General features: G+C 46.7%; 19 protein-coding genes and 1 other annotated feature. Of the genes, 8 read left to right on the forward strand and 11 right to left on the reverse strand.

Going from position 1 to position 21,870, the window contains the following annotated elements; all coding sequences use genetic code 11:
- Positions 1 to 22: 22 nt before the first annotated feature.
- From QVE09_RS05385 to QVE09_RS05395, 3 genes are read right to left on the reverse strand one after another with little or no spacing between them, the layout of a single operon-like run.
- On the reverse strand, positions 23 to 1,480 hold the full coding sequence (locus QVE09_RS05385; protein ID WP_315935997.1) for a glycoside hydrolase family 1 protein: 1,458 nt from the start codon (positions 1,478 to 1,480) through the stop codon (positions 23 to 25).
- Between the two features lie 45 nt (positions 1,481 to 1,525).
- Complete coding sequence (gene licT, locus QVE09_RS05390) at positions 1,526 to 2,365, reverse strand: BglG family transcription antiterminator LicT (RefSeq protein ID WP_221820387.1); 840 nt, start codon at positions 2,363 to 2,365, stop codon at positions 1,526 to 1,528.
- Between the two features lie 36 nt (positions 2,366 to 2,401).
- Positions 2,402 to 4,315 (reverse strand): beta-glucoside-specific PTS transporter subunit IIABC, encoded by a 1,914-nt coding sequence (locus QVE09_RS05395; protein ID WP_315935998.1) that lies wholly within the window; start codon positions 4,313 to 4,315, stop codon positions 2,402 to 2,404.
- 367 nt (positions 4,316 to 4,682) lie between these two features.
- Here QVE09_RS05395 and QVE09_RS05400 point away from each other — a divergent pair, with 367 nt between their 5' ends.
- Positions 4,683 to 5,603 (forward strand): LysR family transcriptional regulator, encoded by a 921-nt coding sequence (locus tag QVE09_RS05400; protein WP_036607891.1) that lies wholly within the window; start codon positions 4,683 to 4,685, stop codon positions 5,601 to 5,603.
- A 131-nt stretch (positions 5,604 to 5,734) separates the two neighbouring features.
- Here the strand turns inward: QVE09_RS05400 and QVE09_RS05405 are convergent, their stop codons facing one another.
- The 5 genes from QVE09_RS05405 to QVE09_RS05425 form a co-directional block, all read right to left on the reverse strand.
- Positions 5,735 to 7,294 (reverse strand): IS1182 family transposase, encoded by a 1,560-nt coding sequence (locus QVE09_RS05405; RefSeq protein ID WP_315935999.1) that lies wholly within the window; start codon positions 7,292 to 7,294, stop codon positions 5,735 to 5,737.
- Between the two features lie 282 nt (positions 7,295 to 7,576).
- Entirely contained in the window at positions 7,577 to 7,762 is a 186-nt protein-coding gene (locus QVE09_RS05410; RefSeq protein WP_315936000.1) for a hypothetical protein, read from the reverse strand.
- A 79-nt stretch (positions 7,763 to 7,841) separates the two neighbouring features.
- Positions 7,842 to 8,675 carry a carbon-nitrogen family hydrolase gene (locus tag QVE09_RS05415; protein WP_315936001.1) on the reverse strand — a complete coding sequence of 278 codons (834 nt, stop codon included), beginning with the start codon at positions 8,673 to 8,675 and terminating at the stop codon, positions 7,842 to 7,844.
- Positions 8,676 to 8,748: 73 nt separating this feature from the next.
- Complete coding sequence (locus QVE09_RS05420; RefSeq protein WP_315936002.1) at positions 8,749 to 10,371, reverse strand: AraC family transcriptional regulator; 1,623 nt, start codon at positions 10,369 to 10,371, stop codon at positions 8,749 to 8,751.
- Between the two features lie 195 nt (positions 10,372 to 10,566).
- Complete coding sequence (locus QVE09_RS05425; protein ID WP_315936003.1) at positions 10,567 to 11,562, reverse strand: ABC transporter substrate-binding protein; 996 nt, start codon at positions 11,560 to 11,562, stop codon at positions 10,567 to 10,569.
- Between the two features lie 262 nt (positions 11,563 to 11,824).
- On the opposite strand from QVE09_RS05425, the gene QVE09_RS05430 reads away from it, so the two are divergent.
- The 7 genes from QVE09_RS05430 to QVE09_RS05460 all read left to right on the forward strand — a co-directional run bounded on the left by QVE09_RS05430 (position 11,825) and on the right by QVE09_RS05460 (position 19,252).
- Complete coding sequence (locus QVE09_RS05430; RefSeq protein ID WP_315936004.1) at positions 11,825 to 13,033, forward strand: pyridoxal phosphate-dependent aminotransferase; 1,209 nt, start codon at positions 11,825 to 11,827, stop codon at positions 13,031 to 13,033.
- Positions 13,034 to 13,097: 64 nt separating this feature from the next.
- Positions 13,098 to 13,312, forward strand: a binding site (T-box leader).
- Positions 13,313 to 13,394: 82 nt separating this feature from the next.
- A complete protein-coding gene (gene proB / locus QVE09_RS05435) occupies positions 13,395 to 14,498 on the forward strand; it encodes a glutamate 5-kinase (RefSeq protein WP_315936005.1) in 1,104 nt (367 codons plus the stop codon).
- Positions 14,499 to 14,554: 56 nt separating this feature from the next.
- A complete protein-coding gene (locus tag QVE09_RS05440) occupies positions 14,555 to 15,802 on the forward strand; it encodes a glutamate-5-semialdehyde dehydrogenase (RefSeq protein ID WP_315936006.1) in 1,248 nt (415 codons plus the stop codon).
- Between the two features lie 36 nt (positions 15,803 to 15,838).
- On the forward strand, positions 15,839 to 16,705 hold the full coding sequence (gene proC, locus QVE09_RS05445; RefSeq protein ID WP_253438477.1) for a pyrroline-5-carboxylate reductase: 867 nt from the start codon (positions 15,839 to 15,841) through the stop codon (positions 16,703 to 16,705).
- Positions 16,698 to 17,921: a 2,3-diketo-5-methylthiopentyl-1-phosphate enolase gene (locus QVE09_RS05450; RefSeq protein ID WP_315936007.1), complete on the forward strand. Its 1,224-nt coding sequence runs from the start codon at positions 16,698 to 16,700 to the stop codon at positions 17,919 to 17,921. The genes proC and QVE09_RS05450 overlap by 8 nt, the downstream gene beginning before the upstream one ends.
- Positions 17,918 to 18,595 carry a 2-hydroxy-3-keto-5-methylthiopentenyl-1-phosphate phosphatase gene (locus QVE09_RS05455; protein ID WP_315936008.1) on the forward strand — a complete coding sequence of 226 codons (678 nt, stop codon included), beginning with the start codon at positions 17,918 to 17,920 and terminating at the stop codon, positions 18,593 to 18,595. Before QVE09_RS05450 ends, QVE09_RS05455 begins: the two co-directional genes overlap by 4 nt.
- A 3-nt stretch (positions 18,596 to 18,598) precedes the next feature.
- Entirely contained in the window at positions 18,599 to 19,252 is a 654-nt protein-coding gene (locus QVE09_RS05460) for a methylthioribulose 1-phosphate dehydratase (protein ID WP_315936009.1), read from the forward strand.
- 152 nt (positions 19,253 to 19,404) lie between these two features.
- On the opposite strand, the gene QVE09_RS05465 is transcribed toward QVE09_RS05460, so the two are convergent.
- From QVE09_RS05465 to QVE09_RS05475, 3 genes are read right to left on the reverse strand one after another with little or no spacing between them, the layout of a single operon-like run.
- Positions 19,405 to 20,694, reverse strand: coding sequence for a multi-tm2 domain protein (locus QVE09_RS05465; RefSeq protein WP_397387000.1), 1,290 nt, complete (start codon positions 20,692 to 20,694; stop codon positions 19,405 to 19,407).
- Positions 20,695 to 20,731: 37 nt separating this feature from the next.
- Entirely contained in the window at positions 20,732 to 21,184 is a 453-nt protein-coding gene (locus QVE09_RS05470; RefSeq protein WP_315936011.1) for a hypothetical protein, read from the reverse strand.
- The gene (locus QVE09_RS05475) at positions 21,177 to 21,677 is read right to left on the reverse strand and encodes an RNA polymerase sigma factor (protein ID WP_315936012.1); all 501 of its coding nucleotides are present in this window, start codon (positions 21,675 to 21,677) and stop codon (positions 21,177 to 21,179) included. Before QVE09_RS05475 ends, QVE09_RS05470 begins: the two co-directional genes overlap by 8 nt.
- Between the last annotated feature and the right edge of the window lie 193 nt (positions 21,678 to 21,870).

Here is a 21,870-nt window from a genome sequence, read left to right on the forward strand (position 1 = left end):
GAGCGCTTGTCCTACTACTGTATTACAAACCGTTATTCGCAATCACATCTTTGTACCAATAGAAACTCTTCTTGCGTTTTCTCTCCAGTGTTCCATTGCCGTCATTATCCTGATCTACATAAATAAAGCCATATCGTTTCTCCATCTCTGAAGAAGAATAACTAATCAGATCAATCACTCCCCAACTGGTATAGCCCAGCAGTTCAACACCGTCCAGAATCGCCTCATGCATCTGTTCAATGTGAGAGCGGAAATAATCAATACGATAATCATCCTGAATGCTACCATCAGCTTCAATCGTGTCTACCGCTCCAATTCCATTTTCAACGATAAACAAGGGCACCTCGTAACGGCTGTACAGTTCATTCAGTGAGATGCGCAGACCTACCGGGTCAATCTGCCAGCCCCAATCATTGGTTTGGAGATACGGGTTCTTCACCCCTCCAGTTGTATTGCCACTCACCTGCTCCAATCGGTCGCCATCCACACTTGATACCAGGGACATATAATAACTGAATGAGATAAAGTCCACAGTGTGTACTTTCAGAATCTCCTCATCCCCTTCAAGCATATCGAGGTTAATCCCTTTTTCGGCAAAAAATCTCTTCGTAAAGTATGGATAAGCCCCCCTCACCTGTACGTCCGTAAACATAAGATTGAATTGATTATCCCGGGAAGCAACAAGTACGTCTTCGGGATTACATGTATGAGCGTATGTTGTCAGTTTGGTAAGCATACATCCGATCTGAGAGCCAGGAATGATCTCATGACAGTATTTCACTGCGAGCGCACTCGCTACAAATTGATGATGCAACCCCTGATATACAGCCTGCTCCACATTTTCGAAACGCTCCGGAACAATACCACCACTCGTAAACGGATGACGAACTATGCTGTCAATTTCATTAAATGTAATCCAATACTTCACTTTGTCCTTATAACGGGTGAACACGGTTTTGCAAAAGTGAACAAAATACTCGACGACTTTCCGATCCGTCCATCCACCATGTTGATTCACCAGATACATCGGCATCTCATAATGCGACAACGTAATCAATGGTTCGATCCCTTGTTTCAGCATGCCATCAATAACACGGTCATAAAACTGCAAACCGGCTTCATTCGGCTCTGTTTCGTTGCCATTCGGGAAAATTCGGGTCCATGCAATGGAAAGTCGCAACGTTTTGAGTCCCATCTCCCCAAACAGGGCGAGATCCTCCTCGTAACGATGGTAGAAATCAATGCCTCTGCGTTTCGGATATTCTCTGTCCGAGGTAGACTCCGTCGCAACCTTGATCTGTTCTTCATTGATCGCATTATGTTTTTTATACTCACTCTTGGCTACACCTTTTCGATAGATAGCAATGTCGGCTGTAGACAGACCTTTGCCATCCACATTCCACGCTCCTTCTGCCTGATTGGCAGCAATCGCTCCTCCCCATAGAAAATCTTCTGGAAACGTTCTTGTTGTATTGGTCATTGTGTATTCCTCCTTGGATTATCTCTGTGAATCTTTCATTCTTGCTCAATTACGACTCATGACCCGATTGATATGAATAATCAAATACATCATCTCTTCATTGGAGATCGTATGTTCAAACCGGGCTTCAATATAATCCTTGATTAGCAGTACGCAGGCTTCTTCCTGCGGGTATTTATTCGCGATCTGCTCAAAGAGCTCATGATCCTGTGTGTTTAATGTTTTATGCTCAAAAAGCCTTTGAATGAAAAACTGCAAATGGGTCAAAAAGCGTGAATAGTTGATGCTGTGTGTATCCAGCTCCACTTGATAGTGAATTTTGATAATATTGAGTACATCCTTGACTGTATTGGTCATCATCATGACCTGATTCATATTGTCATCATTCTGCTGGGCATTAACGAGATGAAAGGCGATATTCGCCGCTTCCTCTTCAGGCAAGGAGAGACCAAGCTGTTTTTGAATGAGAGACAGACCATGCAACCCGATACTGAACTCCTGCGGATAAAACTTTTTCACTTCCCACAACATTCGGTTCTGGATCGTCATATTGTCCTTGAATCGCTTCATGGCCATATACAGGTGATCCGTTAATGCGACATAGAGATGATCACTCAGATGGCGGGACAATGTATGTTTGGCATGGGAGATGATTTCATCAGCCAGAATCAGGTATTCTTTTGGCGTTTCCTTCATCAGGGCGGTGAGATCCGAAGAGATTGTTTCATTTTCAAGGACATATATCTTCTCGATCTCATCCTCCCCCACGACATCTCCCGGTTTGCTCCTGTAGCCGATGCCCTTTCCCATCACAATAATTTCCTTGTCATCCTCACCACGTCTGGCAAGAACAATGCTCGAATTCAGTATTTTTATGACTTCCATATCAGGCTGCCTGCCTTTCATTCATATTTCAGCGGGTTATAACACCGTAATTAATGGTTTCTCCGGTCCTGTTGTCGCCGCAGTTTCATTGCCCAGTATCTCCAGATAATCCGATGAATTGGTCACAATTACAGGGGTCGTGGTGTCATAACCTGCTGCTTGTATAGCTTCAAGATCAAATTCGATCAGGAGCTGACCATGAGAGATCTGTTCTCCTTCGTTGACTTTTACATCAAAATGCTGGCCTTTCAGTTTCACCGTATCCAATCCGACATGAATCAGAAGTTCTACCCCTTCTACCGATCTCAGACCGATGGAATGTTTGGTACGGAACACCGTCTCAACGGTACCATCAAACGGGGCAAACACCTTGCCAACACTTGGCTGAATGGCCATACCTTGTCCCATGGCTTCTTGCGAGAAGGCCTCGTCCTTCACCTCTCTTAATGGCAAAACCTTACCTTCCAATGGAGCAAACACCACTTTTTTGGACTTCATGCCGGAAGCCGAAGTTTGCGACTGAGAATCCATACGGACTGGAGAAACGGGCTCAGCAGATGGCTTACCCGCTTTACCAGACTCCGCACTTGCTGCTGTATCTTGGAACCCGATAAGGAACACGCCTACAAATGCAATAACGGAAGAAATCGCAACCGTAATCAGCGCATATAAAATATTGTTGGGATCATCACTGACAAAGATCGGCAATGTGGCAAGACCAGGACCAACTGCTGTATACGCCTTCAGATTGACGATTCCGGCGAACATGCCCGCCGCTCCTGCGCCAATGAGGCATGCCAAAAATGTCTTTTTCAAACGGAGATGCACCCCGTAGATTGCTGGTTCAGTAATCCCGAACATACCGGAAATTCCGGCAGAAAGAGCGATCTGTTTCATTTTTGGGTCTTTCGATTTGAACGCTACCGCGAGTGCCCCTCCTCCTTGTGCCATATTGGCAGCAAGCATAGAAACGAGGAACAGTGTCTCGTAACCTGGTGAAGCAATTGCTCCAAAAATCACAGGATAAAACACTTTGTGCATGCCAAACATCACGATAAATGGCATTAACATCGACATAATAACGACCATTACCCAGCCTACTTTATCCTGTATCCAGAAGACACCTTCTGACATCCCTGTACCGATATATGTGCCCAATGGACCGAGTGCAATCAATGAAATGGGGGCAACTATCAGGATAACAATGAGCGGCTTCAAAAATATTTTCACAGGACCGGGTGATACTTTATCAGCGAAACGTTCGATATACGACATAAACCAAACGGTCAAAATAATCGGGATGACGGAAGTCGCATAAGCGACATTCGGTACGTTCATGCCAAGGAAATATACCGGTTCCTCTCCACCCAGAAGACCAATCATGTTTGGATGAAGCAAGACGCCTCCAAGTAATACAGCTATATATGGATTAGCCTTGAACTTGTTTGCACTGGAGAAGGCAAGCAGCATGGGCAGGAAATAAAAGCCTGCATCTGCTATTGCGTTCAAAAATACGTAAGCCTGATCTTCCTTAGCCATAATCCCGAAAACGGTAGCCAGCAACAGCAGAGCTTTGAGCATCCCAGAAGCTGCGATAGCCGGAATAATTGGTTGGAAGATGCCTGCAATGACATTGGCAAAAGCATTAAACAAACCTTTGGGACTGTAATCCCGTGGAGGCTTAACCTCATCACTGGCCGTTTCCATGTTTATTAACGGGGCCAGTTCGTTATATACATAACTCACATCATTACCAATGATGACCTGATATTGCCCGCCACTATCCACGGCTCCTATGACTCCATCCAACCGTTTGATCTCTTCTGTATTGGCTAACTTTGAATTTTTAAGTGTAAAACGTAATCTTGTTGAACAATGAATTACTTGATTGATGTTATTATTTCCACCTACATGCTCCAAAATTTCCTGAGCCAACTTTTTGGAATTCATAACGACACCTCCGCCATTTCTTCTTGATGGGAACAAAAAAAGACCTAAAAAGGGTAGGAAAAAGAAACTCTTCCCACCCAATCTAGGTCTTGCCTGCCGTACAGTAACACGCCATCGTTGGATGATTGTTATTCAATTATATGAACGAAAAAGAATATGAACATTTGAAATGGTTCCGTACTAACACTTGAAACTGGTACACATGAAAACGTTGATTTTGTTTTACCCGGGTAAGTGGTTCTTATTAAGCGTTTTCAAAATCAGTATATCAACTCTTCTGATGGAGTGCAAGCGGTTAAGCGAAATTAATGATTTCTTCATCTATAGTGATATAATGGTGGCATAACGAAAGGAATGACCAATGACGATGGAATTCAGACAACTTCAATATACGCTGCAAATTGCGGCTGAACGCAATTTCTCCCGGGCAGCAGAGAAGCTGCATATTGCCCAACCTTCTTTAAGCCAGCAATTATCCAAATTGGAAAAAGAATTGGGTGTACTTCTGTTTCAGCGTAATACAAGTACCGTGGAGTTAACCCATGCGGGTGTTACGTTTGTCGAACAAGCCCAGAAGATCGTAGATGCCGTGGAGCTATTGCGTCAGGAAATGTCAGACATCTCCCAGCTTCGCAAAGGTAAAGTCGTTGTAGGCAGCATGCCGATCACGGGATCACACCTGCTCCCACACGTGCTTCCTGCGTTTCAACAAGCTTATCCCGAGATTGAGGTTACCTTATTGGAAGACTCCGGGCTTACGCTTGAGAAATTGACAGCAAGCGGCAAAGCAGATCTCAGTCTGCTATCTCTTCCTTTACAAGAGCCAAGTCTCGCCTATGTTGCCATTGGAGAGGAAAAGATTGATCTGGCAGTTCCCCCGAATCACCCTTTGGCACGCAGGGCAGATCCGGAACATCCGCTTCCTGTGCGAATTGAAGAGCTTCGGGATGAACCGTTTGTTGTATTGAAAAAAGGACAGGGTTTCCGCAAACTTACATTTGATCTCTGTGAGCAGGCCGGCTTTGATCCCCAAGTTGTGTTTGAGAGTACCAATATTGAAACCGTTCAGTCGCTGGTCGCCACGGGTATGGGTATTACACTGGTTCCACGCTTTATTGCCCGTGCGCCGCGCAGTGAATTCGTACCTGTGTACGTCCCGCTTGCTGAGCCTACTCCCAGCAGAACACTTGTTGTGGCTTATCGTCAAGGCAGAGTGCTGTCGAAGGCAGCCGAGGCATTCATCCATACGTTTCAACAAACCGTGGCCGAACTGTCAAAGGGAGACTAAGGAATTGCTCCTATAGATATGATTACATTTCATACTGAAACAAAACAAAGAGGCTGTCTCAAAAGCCCTTAAAAAATGTATAGGCAAAAAGAAATAACACTCATACGTTCAAGAAAGGACAAAGCAGAGGTTTATCCTGCTTTGTCCTTTTTGCGTTTTTCTGTCATTGTGGCTTTTTTGAGCAGATTGTGGGCAAGGCAAAGCCACCCGACCTCCAGGCTTACTTTTTGCAAGCCGCGAAGCAGGAATCTTCGGAATCCTCGGTTGTTTTTAATTTGTCCAAACACACTCTCAGGCTCCGTCATGCGCTGAACTGAAAGGGTGTATCCTTCCTCACTACGCAACCGTTCCCGCATCTCGTTTTTTTGACGCATATAGGTGAGGCTGACGGTAATCTCCCGATTGCCCTTCGCTGTGGTGCATTTTGTTTTCAGGGGACATTCGTTACAATCTGCACTTCGATAATGGCGGGTCTGAATCGCGTAGCCACTCTCCGTGACCGCCTGACTTTCATACCGAAAATGTAACGTTTGCCCAGCCGCACAGGTCCATGTATCTTCGGTTTCGTTGTAGCTCCAGTGGTCCACTTTCCCAACGGCTTGCTTCCATGCCCTCGTTTTCTCTTTGTGGTACGTCCCGTATTTGATGATCCCTTGGATGTTTTTTTCTTCCAAATAACTGTAATTCTCTTCGCTTCCATACCCGGCATCTGCGATGACGGTTTTCACTCGTTGGCCCAGCTGCTCTTCCAGATGATCCAGGTGCGGTTTCAGACATTTGGTGTCTGTGGGCCGCTGGTGCACACTGTAGCCCAAAACAAACTGGTTTTCCGTTCCGAGCTGTACGTTGTATCCCGGCTTCAGTTGACCATTTCGCATGTGGTCCTCTTTCATTCGCATAAATGTTGCATCTGGATCGGTTTTGCTGTAACTATTGCGCTCGCCGGCAGTTTCAATCTGTTGTTCATATTTTTGTAGTCGTGGTAGCAAGTCCTTCCGTAACTGGCGCACGGCTTTTTTTAAGGTTTGGTTCTTCGGTTTTTCGCTTAGCTTTTCCTCTAATTGTATGACGGCTTGCTCCAGTTTCTCCGCCGTGAGCGTGGATGCTTCACCAAGTTCGGACAGATCCGTTCCAATTTGGTGTGCATCTTCTTCGTTTTCGGCCTCTTCGATGGCTTGAAACAGGGTATGTACTTTTTCTTGCAGCTTGCCCTGGTGCTTGACGACGGCTTTTTTCCAGACGAAGGTGTAGCGATTCGCATTCGCTTCGAGCTTGGTTCCGTCCAGAAAATAGTGATCCAAGGACACGTATTGCTCCTGAACCAGCAGCTCCAGCACATGGGTAAACACGGTTTCCAAGACCTCTTTCATCCGCTCACAGCGGAAGCGATTGATGGTCCGGAAATCCGGTTGTTGCCGCCCGGCGAGCCACATGAACATGATATTTTCGCGAACGGCCTTCGCGATTTGCCGGGAAGAGTAGATGCGCTGAGTGTAGGCGTAGATGATGACTTTAGTGAGCATTTTGGGATGATAGCTATGGCGGCCCCCGCCAGGATACACCGAGTTAAAAATGGAGTCGCTCAGGCGATTGATTGCGTCATTCACAACACGAACGAGGTGATTTTTAGGGATATCTGTCTCCAAATCCATTGGCAAGAAAAGTTGTTCCATGGTATATTGAATGTACAAAGAAACCGTCTCCTTTCAAATGGTGGGTCGCACTTCCATTTTACGAAGGAACGGTTTCTTTTTGTGTTACAATTTTGAAAACAGGGCGGTCCCTAGCCATTTTTATGACTTATGGGCCAAGCCTTTGTCATATACTCGTTTCCCGCATCCGCAGGATAGAGTTCTTACATCGCAATCATAGTAACTGGTTCCAGTACAATGTTGCTTGTTAAGTTGTTTAACTCATGCTAATTTATAATGTTAACGTAGAAACGTACATAAGAAAACTTCATGTTTGGCGGTTTATTTACGAAAATTACGATCGCTTGTCAGCCTGTTTTGCTGATTCATTACACGGCCTTCGTCCTGAACAATTGAATCAGGGGGTGATAGCCCTCCTGCTCCATTCTCTAAGAATGCCCTTAAGTGATTTTCCCTTGTGTTATCCTGTTCCAGTCTCCTGAGCGTATCTTTCACATGGTTGTCCATTGATTGATCATCCTCCTTGGTGACGGGATAGTTATCATTACCCGCGTCCTGGAAGAATAAACACTTTTTCTGAAGAATTTTATTTCAGTTTTTGTTTTTCGCCAAAATAAATGCCAGGTCGACGGTCTTCAAATACGGGAATACGTCCGCGGACCTCATCCACCAGGGAAGGGCGAATCATTCCGGTCACGATCTCTTCCCCTTCGCCACCTTCAGCCACAATCTCACCCCAAGGATCAATGATGAGGGAATGTCCGAAAAACTCGGTTTCTCCCCCTTTACCCACACGGTTACAGGCGATCACATACATCTGATTTTCAATCGCTCGTGCCGTAAGCAACGTACGCCAGTGGTGCAGACGAGGGTTCGGCCATTCGGCCGGTACAATCAATGCCTTGGCCCCGTTGAGAGCAAGGGTGCGGGCCAGTTCCGGAAACCGGATGTCATAACAGATCGAAGCACCCGCTGTAAGACCGTTCTGCAATTCAAAAATTTCAGGTTCCGCACCAGGCTGTAAATATTTCTCCTCGTCCATCAGACGGAACAAATGTAATTTATCGTACCGTGTTACCTGTTTTCCTTCACGATCATAAGCATACATTGTATTGTATATTTGACCATCCCGTTTCTCGGCAATGGAACCGCCAACGATGGAAATTTGATGTTTTTGAGCAAAAGCAGATAACCATTCCCGAGATTTCTGGCCTTCCGGGTCAGCGAGTTCATGAATTTGAGTCAAAGCGTATCCGGTATTCCACATCTCAGGTAACACAGCCAGCCCCAGATCCGGATATTGTTCTACCGCACGCTCAAGCAACGTCTGCATATGTTTATGATTGGCCTCAGGGTCTCCGAGCTGAATATCGCCCTGAATCAGGGCTACACGCATTTCTCCCTGTTGTTTTTCTGTCATGACAAGCACTCCTCTGAACCGTAATACCTGCTATCATAGCTTGATCCTCTTGAGGACTGCAAGCCTGTTTTTATTATGAACTTGCACATAACAACTCAGGGAGCAGGGTCAGCAATCGGTCACTCGTGAGTGCATCACCCACATTCCAAGTTGACTCCTCCACAGGGTATACCCGTCCATTCTGCACAGCCGGAAGGGCCTGCCAACTGGGACTTTTCATCAGCATCTCTGTAGCCTGTCTTGCCACAACTTCCTCAGGCAGCATAACAAACACATGATCTCCCGCGTACTGACGTACCGCTTCAGCCGAAATTTCCTTATAGGCTCTGCCTGCCGCAAGTGCTTCCTTCACTTTGGTAACTGGCCTGAATCCCATTGGATGATATAACAATGGCGCCAGCCCGATATTGCCCATAACAAATAATCGTGCACCCCGATGGTATGTAAATACGGAAGCCGTTTCCCCCTTTTCAATCACAGTATGGATCTTCGCCCACATCTGCTCAGTACGCTCCGCATAGGAGGTTAACCATTGTTCAGCCTGAGGTTGTCTGCCAAACCAGTTGCCCAATCTGCGCATTCGTTCTTCCAACGAGGCATGTGAATTGTAAGCAAGCGTCGGTGCAATCCGGGAAAGTTGTTCATACTGCTGTTCATTGCTGCTGTCAAAAATAATCAAATCCGGCTTCATTTGAACAGCCGCTTCCACATTAACCGGTGCGACCGCATCATATGTCCGATCTTCCAGCAACTGAATGCCCAGCATCAGCAGATCCCCAGCGGAATCTCCGTAATACATAATTCGCTTTGGGTTTACTGGAATATTCACATCATGACCCAACCAATCTTGTACCAACGTCTGCTGCTGAATCGATCTGTCATATTGACGGGGAGATAATCCGGTCATTTGGCGAAAACGCCTGCTGAAATAATACTCATCCTTAAACCCCACGCGGCTCGCTATATCCCGAAGTGGTTCATCCGATTTGCGTAGCCATTCCTTGGCATGTTTGATGCGTACATGATTCACATAATCGAGCGGCTTGTGACCTGTAAGTTGTCTGAACAGGGTCGTATATTGTACAGGTCTGATCTCCGCAAGACGTGCCAGTTTCTGTACAGTGATTTCTTCAGCATAATGGTCGTCTACATACTGAATCGTGCTGTGTAGTCTTGCTTCCATACTCTGTTTCGTCTTTGGAGAAGTGTACCGAGTAATAATCATCTCCATCCATTTTTGGAACTGTGCATTCAAATGACTGTATTCAGCATCTGTTTTATACTTCCGAATGACATACATTTGCTCAAGCAGCCCACTTAACGGAGCATAGGGATAACCATTCAATTGGTTTCTGTGCTCAAATACAGGGCGGGTATAGAGCTCGGGATCACCCGTCAACACATGAATAACATCAAAAGCCATTACGATATATTTCAATTCCGAGTTATTACGATGTTCAATCTGGTACCCCTCTCCCGGAGAAAGCGGATAAACACATCCCGTAGTAACTGGAAACTGTTCATGTCCAATATATAAACGCCCATCCCCTTCTTCGCAGATCAGGAAGGCATGTTTCTCGCAAGCAACTTCCAGCATCACCTGTTCAGGTGGTTCAATTCGTCGTACCAGATGATCCAGCCGAAACATGAATGCTGAAAAGAACAACGCTCCCCCATCGGCATCCAAAGCCTGCATGTCGGTTCACCTCGTTTTCCTAAAATGAGAATGATTATCAATCATTCTCTGATTATAAGCGAGCGATGGTCAATAATCCAGATATGACTTTAATCAGCAAAAAAGAGCGTTCAACGAAATGTTGAAGGCCCCTTCTACTTTTTTTATAACTGCATTACTCAAAGGTGTTACTGCTGCCTCACTAGCTCGTCACCATTATTGAATCATCTGTTTTGGCAGCTCTTGTAACAGCCACTCCCTCGAAAGAGCATCACTAGAAGCTTTTACGATATTAAAACGATATACTTTTCCTTCTTTCACCGCAGGCAGGTTCTTCCAGATTGTACTATCCAGCAATTCCTTGGTGGATTGCTTCGCATCGTCAGTCACAGGATCCAGAATAAATATTCGATCACCGGCAAATTCAGATAATTTTTCAGTCGAAATCTCTACGAATCCCATGTCTTGATCCAATACTTTCTGAATTTCCACGGTTGGTTTCAGCCCGTCTTTTCCATATAACAACTGTGGCAATCCTGCACCTGCCATGACAAACAGACGATTCCCGGGATACATGGTGAATACCGAAGCCGTCTCCCCTTCTTTTAATCCGTTCTCATGAAGTTGCTTCCACATCTCTTTAGTCGCTTTTTGATGAGCCGTAATCCAGTCCTCCGCTTCTTGCTTCTTGTTCAACAAGTCGCCAAGGATACGCATACGATCTTCTATTGACCCGAACGAATCAAATGTAACCGTGGGTGCAACCTTTGCGATCTGATCGTATTGTGCCTCATCACTGTTCGAGAAAATGATTAGATCGGGATTCAAGGCTAGCGCCTTTTCCACACTGATCGGAAACCCTATATCCTCTGCCTGAGCAACCTGATCATCGTATACGGTTCCATCTTGACGAAGTATACCTACAGGAACAACACCAAGCGCGAGCAGATCCCCGGTAACTTCTCCATGATAGATGACTCGCTTCGGGTTTACAGGGACCTCAACCTCATGACCAGTCCAATCTTTGAATACCCGGGTCTCACCTTCATTTGTCTCTTCCGTTGCAGTCTGAGTCTCCGTGGTTCCTGTGGCTGCTTTGGAATCATCTGCGCCAGCAGCAGGTGTTTCAGCCTGATTCCCACAAGCCAGCAGCAGAATGGATAACCACGTAATCGTTAATAATACTGCCGTATTTCGAATGCCCTTTTTCATTTCTATTTCTCCCCCTGTATCATATACATAGTGCAATATAATTTAATGATATTGATTATCATTATCGGATATTATCATAAAACAAGGCTTCTCTCAGCTCAATGGACAAAACTAAATGAGCACTTTCAGTTTTGTACAATCCTCCGCTCTTTGCTCCTATGTACTGCATAACCAAGTGCATTTCCCTCTATACAGCTCGGGATTGGCGTGATAAATTAATGAGAACTATTTGCCATTTTTAATAACCGGAGTGATGAAAATAATGACCCATTCAGACCGTACATCTGCTCGTTCAGCTTTTAAGATACCGACTTCTGATGTGATGACACAGCTGCCAACGCAATTTTTTGCTACCCTTGTTCAAAATGTAAATCGTGAAATCGCAAGTGGACATGACGTGATCAACCTGGGTCAGGGGAACCCGGATACACCTACACCGCCTCATATTGTGAAAACACTGCAAGAATCGGCTGAGAATCCCCTCTACCACAAATACTCCCCTTTTAGAGGGTACTCTTTCCTGAAGGAAGCTGTCGCCAAACGTTATAAGGAAGATTACAACGTTGATCTGGACCCCGAGACTGAAGTAGCCATTCTGTTCGGAGGCAAAACCGGATTGGTTCAGTTACCTCAGGTCCTGCTTAACCCCAGCGACACCGTTCTCGTTCCAGATCCAGGCTACCCGGATTACTGGTCTGGTGTTGCACTCGCCAAAGCAAACATGTCATTTATGCCTTTGCTGGAGTCCAATGCATTCCTGCCGGATTATGAAGCTGTTACAGCCGAAGATCGGGAGAAGGCCAAGCTGATGTTCCTCAACTATCCCAACAATCCAACGTCGGCAACGGCTCCACTTTCGTTCTACGAAGATACGGTTGAATTCGCCATTAAAAATCAAATTGTAGTTGCCAGTGATTTTGCTTACGGCGCGATTGGATTTGACGGACATCGTCCAGTAAGTTTCCTACAAGCCCCTGGTGCCAAAGAAGTGGGCATTGAGTTCTATACGTTATCCAAAACATACAATATGGCTGGATGGCGTGTTGGATTCGCGCTAGGCAATGCAGAGATTGTTTCTAAAATCAATCTGCTGCAGGATCATATCTATGTTAGTCTTTTCGGTGGGATTCAAGCTGCCGCAACGGAAGCACTTACTGGATCTCAGGAATGTGTCACTTCGCTGGTTTCACGTTACGAGTCCCGTCGTAATGCGTTTTATGACGCGCTGTCCTCGATTGGCTGGCAAGCTTCGAAACCAGCGGGTTCATTCTTCAGCTGGTTGCCTGTACCTGAAGGTTATACTTCCGCTTCATTTGCAGACTTGTTACTGCGGGAAGCCAAGGTGGCCGTAGCTCCAGGTATTGGTTTTGGTTCGCATGGTGAAGGCTATGTGCGCGCAGGACTGCTAAGTGATGAAAACCGATTACGCGAAGCTGTGGAACGGATTGGCAAGCTGAACTTATTCAAGTAATTTACAGGACGATAACCCCTTTGCATATGCCAAGTTTCCATGGTATGTTATAAGAAATATTGAACGAAACGTGATGACGGGACCAGTAAGAGAATATCAGTCGCGCACAGAGAGTAAATTCCACCCTGCTGAAAGAATTTACCGCGGCTCTTCTCTGAAACCTACCCCTGAGCGGCCTGTTACGTACAGGACAGTGCCTTCTGTTACAGGGCATGAAGCCGGATGATCTAATCATCAATAAAGGTGGTACCGCGGAAGTAACGAACTTTCGTCCTTTTTAACTAAAGGGCGGGAGTTTTTTTTGTACCCGCTAAAGCCTGCTCCAGAAGCACTTATTAATCATGTTTAAGGAAGTGAAACCATGACTTCACGTATTGTAGTTAAAATTGGAAGCAGCTCGCTTACAACGGAGGAAGGCGGTCTGGATCGCAGTTCGATCACTTTTTTTGCCGGAGAAATTGCAGCATTGGCTGATCAGGGTCATGAAGTACTTCTGGTCACCTCAGGAGCGGTAGCTGCCGGATTCCGGGAGATCGGTTACCCTCAGCGCCCCAAACAGTTGCATGAGAAACAAGCTGCAGCGGCTGTTGGGCAGGCGTTACTGATGCAGGCATATCAACAGGCTTTTGCAGCGCACCGCGTTACTACAGCGCAAATTCTGTTAACCCGTACAGACTTTCACAGTCGTAAACGCATGGGTAATGCAGGTATGACTGTGGAGGAACTGCTCAAACAGCGAGTGATTCCGATTTTCAATGAGAATGATACAGTGTCGGTGGATGAATTGAAGTTTGGTGATAACGATCTGTTGTCCGCATTAGTTGCAAACCTGGTGAAGGCACAGCATCTGATCATTCTTACGGATACCAACGGGCTGTACACCGCAGATCCGCGTAAAGATCCTTCTGCCATGCGTTACGACCGTATTCCCGAAATCACGGCTGAGATCTATGCTTTTGCCGGCGGTTCAGGATCATCGGTTGGCACAGGTGGAATGCGATCCAAAGTTGATGCAGCCAAGGTTGCTACACGTGGAGGCGTACCTGTATTCGTGGGAAGTGTGAAAGAACCAGGAGATATGCAGAAAGCGGTTGATGGCACGGGCAAAGGAACTTACTTTGAGACACGACTCGCTTCGTTATCCCGTAAAAAGCAGTGGCTTGGCTTCATGTCTACTCCGCTGGGAACAGTCGTTGTGGATGATGGTGCTGAAGAAGCCCTTGTCCATGGGGGGCACAGTCTTCTACCTGTAGGGGTCAAGCGGGTACTTGGAACTTTCCATGCAGGAGACGTCGTGGAGGTCATTGGCATGGATGAAACCTTGCTCGGTCGCGGTATTGTCAATTATGATGATGACCAGCTTCGACTCATTGCCGGACTTCCCAGTGGCGAAGTGATGAAACAACTTGCTAGCATCCACAGACTTGAGGTTATTCATAGAGACGAATGGATTACGTTAAAATAAACATGAAGCTATATTAAGTTAAAATTTTAACTTTATATATATGAGGAGGAATTACGATGAGTGAAGTGAGAGAAAAAGCCAGCAAAGCTCAAGCCACGGTTCAACAGCTGAACCGATTGAATACAGAACAGAAAAATACGGCCCTGCGTGTCATGGCAGATGCATTGATTACAGAGACGGATTCCATCATTAAGGCAAACGCTGAAGATCTGGAACGCGGCAGAGAACAAGGTACGCCGGAATCCATGCTGGATCGATTGGCCCTTAATAAAGAGCGCATTGCTGGCATTGCTGAAGGATTACGTCAGATTGCAGATTTGCCTGATCCAGTCGGCGAAGTCCTAGAAACATTCACCCGTCCAAACGGATTGCATGTTGAAAAATCAAGAGTGCCGATTGGCCTGATTGGCATCATCTACGAAGCTCGTCCTAATGTAACTGTAGACGCAGCCGGATTATGTCTCAAAACAGGTAATGCAGTACTTCTGCGCGGCGGCTCCTCAGCCCTGTCCTCCAATCGTAAAATTGTGGAGGTGCTGCATCAGGCACTCACAACGACAGACATGCCTGCTGATGCTTTGCAACTGGTTGAAGATGCAGATCGTGCTTCCGTAGATGAGATGCTCAAGTTGAACGGACTGCTGGACGTCATCATTCCACGCGGAGGGGCTTCCCTCATTCGTAATGTGGTTGCCAATGCAACCGTACCTGTTATCGAAACTGGGGCAGGCATTTGCCATACCTATGTGGATGAATCAGCCGATCCAGTTATGGCAGCCGAAATTGCCGTCAATGCCAAGGCACAACGTCCATCCGTATGTAACTCCATGGAAACGTTGCTGCTGCATGCCGCATATGCGGAAGAACATCTGCCTGCTCTTGCCGAGCAATTCCGTGAGGCTAATGTGGTCTTGAAAGGGTGCGACACGGTGCGTCGTCTTGTTCCTTCTGCCCTTGAGGCAACCGAGGAAGACTATGCGACCGAGTACAACGATTATATTTTAAATATCCGTGTGGTCGAGAACCTGGACGAAGCGATGCAGCATATCGCACATTACGGAACCAAACATTCCGAGTGTATCGTAACGCGGGATACAGCCCATGCAGAGCGCTTCATGCATGATGTGGATGCGGCAGCCGTCTATCACAATGCGTCCACACGTTTCACCGACGGATTTGAATTTGGCTATGGAGCCGAGATCGGAATCAGTACCCAGAAACTGCATGCTCGTGGACCGATGGGACTGCCAGCACTGACATCAACCAAATATCGGATTACAGGCAATGGACAGATTCGCCAATAACATCCCAGCACTAGTTATATAGGAGGAACGATAAATATGAGTCAAGAGCAACAGACGTTACTACAACAGAAGATTACTTTCCACGGAGCAGGCGCGATGGCTGAAGCCATCGTGCGCGGACTGATCTCCCGCCTAGTCGTTCGTCCTCAGGATATTACGATGCTGAACCGCAGCAACCAGAAACGTCAGGAGGAGCTCAGCACCCGTTATGCGGTACATACCGGAACGGCCTCACAATCTCTGGATCATCTTGCCTCAACTCCGGTCATTGTACTCTGTATGAAACCCAAAGATGCTGCCGCAGCGCTGCGTGAACTCGGTCCGTTGTTATCACCTGATCAACTGATCGTGTCTGTCATTGCCGGATTATCGATCCGCACGATGCAGTCCTTGCTCGGTCGTAAACAGCCGATCGCCAGAACCATGCCGAATACATCCAGTACCATTGGACTCGGTGCAACGGGTCTTGCCTTCTCTGCGGAGATTACGGATGAACAGCGCAGTATAGTGATGACTATGTTTGAAGCGGTTGGTATCGTGACCATCGTGCCTGAAGATAAACTTGAAGTGCTCACAGGGATTTCCGGAAGCGGCCCTGCTTATGTATACTATTTAATGGAGGCCATGATTGCCGCAGGTATTCGTGGTGGTTTATCCAGCCAGCAATCTCGTGATCTCACTGTTCAGACGGTGCTTGGTGCATCACGAATGGTACAACAAACCGGTTTGGAACCGATGAAGCTTCGTAGTGATGTGACATCCCCGGGAGGGGCAACTCAGGCAGCACTTAAAACGCTGGACGAAGGAGATTTCTTTGAAAATGTAATCGCAGCCGTCAATCGCTGTGCAGAGCGCTCACGGGAGATGGGAGCTGCTTTGGAAGGGGATTTGAAAAATGAATAACATGTGCACAGCCACATATCGTCTTCATGATGATCATGCAGACTTTCGCAAGAAGGCCGAGTCCATCGCAATCGGCATGACCGTTGGCAGCTGGACTGAATTGCCGCAAGCCCAGCGTGAAGCGATGCAGAAGCATCTCGGTGAAGTAATAAGTGTAGAAGTACATGAAGCTGATGGCATGGCTGCAGGTGAGCGTTACGCAGACATTACCATTGGATATCCCGATATCAACTTCAGCCGAGATATCCCTGCACTGCTCGTGACGGTCTTTGGCAAAATCTCAATGGATGGCCGGATCAAATTAACAAAGCTTGGTTTCTCGGATGGCTTCCTTAGTGCATTCCCGGGACCAAAGTTTGGACTGAATGGTGTTCGTGATCTGCTTGGTGTGCATGATCGTCCACTGTTAATGAGTATCTTCAAATCGGTTATCGGGCTGGATGCAGATGAACTGCGTGAACAATTTATTCGTCAGGCTCTTGGTGGCGTTGATCTGATCAAGGACGATGAGATTCTGTTCGAAAATAAATTGACACCTATCGAAAAAAGAGTCGAGGTCTGCATGAAAGCTGCCGAACAGGCACGCCAGGAGACCGGCAAAAAACTTCTGTATGCAACCAATCTCACTGGACCTACATCACGTCTGAAAGAGCAAGCTAAACGTGCCATTGGCGCTGGAGCGAATGCCTTGTTGTTCAATGTGTTGTCCTACGGATATGATGTCCTGCATGAACTCAGCAGTGATCCAGATATTAATGTGCCGATTATGGCTCACCCTGCTCTTGCAGGTGCACTGTATCCTTCACCACATTACGGCATGTCGGCTTCGGTTGTACTTGGCCAGTTGATGCGTCTTGCGGGTGCCGATCTGGTGCTCTTCCCTTCTCCTTATGGATCGGTAACGATGCCGAAGGAAGAAAATATGGCGATCACGGAGCAATTACTGACAGCTGATCTGCCTGTACGAACCAGTATGCCAGTGCCTTCAGCCGGTATCCATCCAGGCCTTGTACCGCTTATTTTGCGCGACTTTGGCACAGATGTCATCGTTAATGCTGGTGGCGGTATTCATGGACATCCTATGGGCACTGAGGCAGGCGGACGTGCATTCCTGCAAGCCATTGAGGCAGCTCAGCGTTCCATTCCACTCGCGCAATATGCAACCGATCATCCGGAGCTGAAAAGCGCACTGGACCTGTGGGGTGGCGAACGATGAGAAGTGATAAAAAAACAGTCATTTTCTGTGACTTTGACGGTACGATTACTCTCTCGGACAACATCGTAGCGATCATGAAATATTTCAAGCCTGAGGGCATTGAAGCCATAATGAAAGATACGATCGAGCAGAACATTTCGCTGCGTGAAGGTGTTGGAGCCATGTTCGCTCTTCTGCCTGCATCGCAGAAAGATGAAATTGTGGAATTTGTGCTTGGACAAGCGGGGATCCGTGAAGGATTCAGCGAGTTTCTTGACTACGTTCGCAGCGAAGGGATCGAATTCAATGTGACCAGCGGTGGTATGGACTTTTTTATCGAACCGTTACTCGCACCATTTCATATCCCGCAGGATCATGTCTATTGCAACGGAGCTGACTTCTCGGGTGAAACTATTCAGATTGAATGGCCGAACCCTTGCCAGCCCCCTTGTGAGAACGGCTGCGGCATGTGCAAAACAACCGTGATTCGTACCTTCCCGGAAGATCAATACAATCGAATCCTCATTGGAGACAGTTTGACGGATTTTGAAGGTGCCAAAATTGCCGATCTCGTCTACTCTCGCTCCATTTTGACGGACAAATGTATTGAGCTGGGTGTGGACCATGTGCCATTCGCTACCTTTTACGATATCATCGAAGATATGAAACAGAAGCAAACACAAGGAGTGCTGTAAACGATGGGCTTTGAAAAGATTACATTGGAACACAAACGTCAGGTCCTTGAAGAACTGGCAGATATTAAAGCATTGTTCGCCAGCCGTAACTGGTTCCCCGGAACAAGTGGCAATCTGTCGATGCGTGTAGGAGACTTTGACCCGGAGCAATTTTATTTTGCGGTTACCGCCTCAGGCAAAGACAAATCTCTTCGCACACCGGAAGACTTCCTTTTTGTGGACAAACACGGCAAAGCAATTGAGACAACAACGTTGAAACCAAGTGCCGAGACGTTGATTCACTGTGAAATCTATCGTTTGACCGGCTGCGGTGCTGTATTCCACGTGCATACCGTGTTTAACAACCTGATTAGCGAATTCTTTGGAGCAGATGGTCAAGTGCCGATCCAGGGCATCGAACTGATTAAAGCTTTCAACATCTGGGAAGAAAATGCGGAGATTCGTGTACCTGTCCTGCCTAACTTTGCGGACATTCCGTCCATTGCTGAATTGGTACCGGATGTACTGGATGCCAACGTACCAGGAATTTTGCTGCGTAACCACGGTATTTATGCGTGGGGTAAAGATGCTTTTGAAGCGAAACGTCATCTGGAAGCGTTCGAGTTCCTGTTCGAAGTGATGTACCGTCAACTTCTGCTGAAGGGTGCTACGAAATAGCAATCATTTATTCGAAATCAAAGCTGCACAACCAAAAACACGCCAGAGGCTGGTATACATAGCCCTTGGCGTGTTTTTGGTTATGTGGGATAACAGAGATTAGAAGGTTGTTCTGTCATCGTAGTGTCAGTGTAAATAATCTTTAGGTCACTCTACAGTTGATCATCCCGATCCTTGAATAAAAAGAGGCTATCTGCTTGTTCTTCATTCCGATGAACCGCATGATCTGTGTCAGCTCCCCTCTGTTTGCCAAACAGGAGCTTCAAGCCGCCAAAAATGAGCAGCAAGGATACAATGACAGTGTTCAAATAGGAACGAATCTCGTATGTCATAAATGCATTAGGGAACAGTTCATTCAGCTGTGGAATTACAAGCCGGATCGTCAGGTAATATAGACCCAACGCCGCAATCCCGAATCCAATCAGACGCTGATGACGGGCCCAGTCCTTGAAGATTGGTTGATCAACCAAAGGCTCGCGTCCATAACGACTGGAGCACTGTAGCCCGTCAAAGAAGCTGTAGAACCAGATCAGTGGAATCATGAACAGAAACACCGATAAGTGAAGCAGGTCGAGAACATAGATGCTTGCAAGGAACAGGAACATTAATTGCATGCCTCTTTTTTGCAATCCCAGATAGAGATGACCCGCACCTGGAAAAGCGGATAAAAGCGTTGCAAGCACTTTGCTGCGTCGTCCGGCTACTCTGCCCATTTCCAATTCTTCGAATAATGTCCGATCCTGTAACACCTCACCAGCCTGCTTACGATGGACATGCTGCACCGCATCAAACATGCAGTATACCCAAATTACAGGCAGAATGAGTAGGAACATTAAAAACACCGATTCATTAGTGATCGAAGCCACAAAAACCATCATGGCAAATGAACCAAAGAACGCCATCAGAAACGACAATCCGCGATGCAACAATCCCAGATGAAGATGTCCCAATCCTGGAACAAATGAGAGCAAAATGGTGAAGAATCGTTCACCCTCACTGCCTTTTTGATACATAGGTTGACCATAGCCACCCTCGGGGTGACCATATTCACTACCAGGATGCTGATGCAGCTCATCTTCATTCATATGCTCCGTAGGCCCTTGCTGACCCATGTGTGCTCCCTGGTAGGCTGCTCCTGGATGTTGTGGCCCGTAATGGGCACCATATCCCCTGTAATATGCTTCTCGGGCAGAAGGTGCACGGAGCAGAACAATAATCATGTCCAGCATGCTGATACACCAGAAGAATATGGCTCCCAGGAACCCGACAATCATCAATTCCTTTTCATCAGTCAACAACGCCAACATGATGAAGCCAATGCCTGTTCCAAAAAAGAGTAATGGATAGACCACAGCTCTGGTAGGCCGCCCCCAATACATAAAACCAAGACCGGGTATCAGGTTTAATAGAAATGCGAGTAATTTGTTACGATCTGAGTGCACAGTCGTCATCCTTTCTTTTCAGGCAATGCGAAACTATTTATGGTTTAGGCTTGAGGTTATCCAGCCATGAAGTGGCTACCTCCGTCCATTTCTCCGTAAAAGACCCTCTGTGGTTGCCATCCTGGAACTTGTGATATGGTGCTACCTTGTCAAAAAGTCCAGACGAGAGGAAGATCAATGTCAAACAGGCCGCTACCGCGTAATGGAACACTTTATGATCAAGCCAGCGCCGGTTTCGTCCAGCACGGGATTTGCGTTGTACCTTGGGTGATTGAATGCCCTCAATCCGATGCATGACTGAATCCGCAAACCCTGTCGGGTCAGGTAGCGGAGGCAGTTCTCCATGGATACCAAGCGCTTCCAGATAGATGTCCATCGCATCCGGATCTTCCATCAGAAGCTGTTCCATTTGGTTCGCTTGAGTTTCACTCATATGGCCTTCAATATAATCAGTCCATTGCGCAGCGGTATACTTCTCCTGTTTACTCACGCCATTCATCCTCCTTCCAATGTTTTCGAATCCACTGCCGGGCACGATACAAGCGGGATTCCACGGTCTTCACAGCCACCTGTGCATCACTGGCAATCTGCTCATAATTTTTTTCGCTTAGATAATACGCAGTGATAATGTCACGGTGCTGAGCAGGCAACTGATTAATTCGTTCGCGAAGTTTATCCTGACGTTCTTCACGAACAAGACGGGTAAGAACGTCTTCATCCCGTCCGGGCATATTGATTATTTTTTCTTCTCCACCCAGATCCTCAGCAGTTCTTCTGCCCAGCTTGCGTTTGGCATCAATCGCTTTGTGAAAGGCAATTCGGGTTAACCACGTTTTGAAACCTTCAGAACGGTATTCGGGGAGAGACTTATACATCTGTATGAACGCCTCCTGAGCTGCATCCTGTGCTTCCTGATCGTTCCTGAGTACGGAATAGGCCACATGGTATACATGCTGGCTATACTTATCAATCAGAGTACGCATCTGGGATGTATCTCCTTGACGGATTTGTTCTATTACGCGCGCTTCATCAATAACTCTCCCCTCCTCTCCAATACAATAGACGACAGCTTGTGCGTTAACCCCTGCGTAATCCATCAAATTTTTGTAAAACAAAGTGAATTCATTGCCCGAAAGGTTGATGTCGCTGATCACTCATCCAATCTATAATCCAAAA

The organism is Paenibacillus sp. ClWae2A (assembly GCF_032452295.1).
GTDB lineage: Bacteria > Bacillota > Bacilli > Paenibacillales > Paenibacillaceae > Paenibacillus.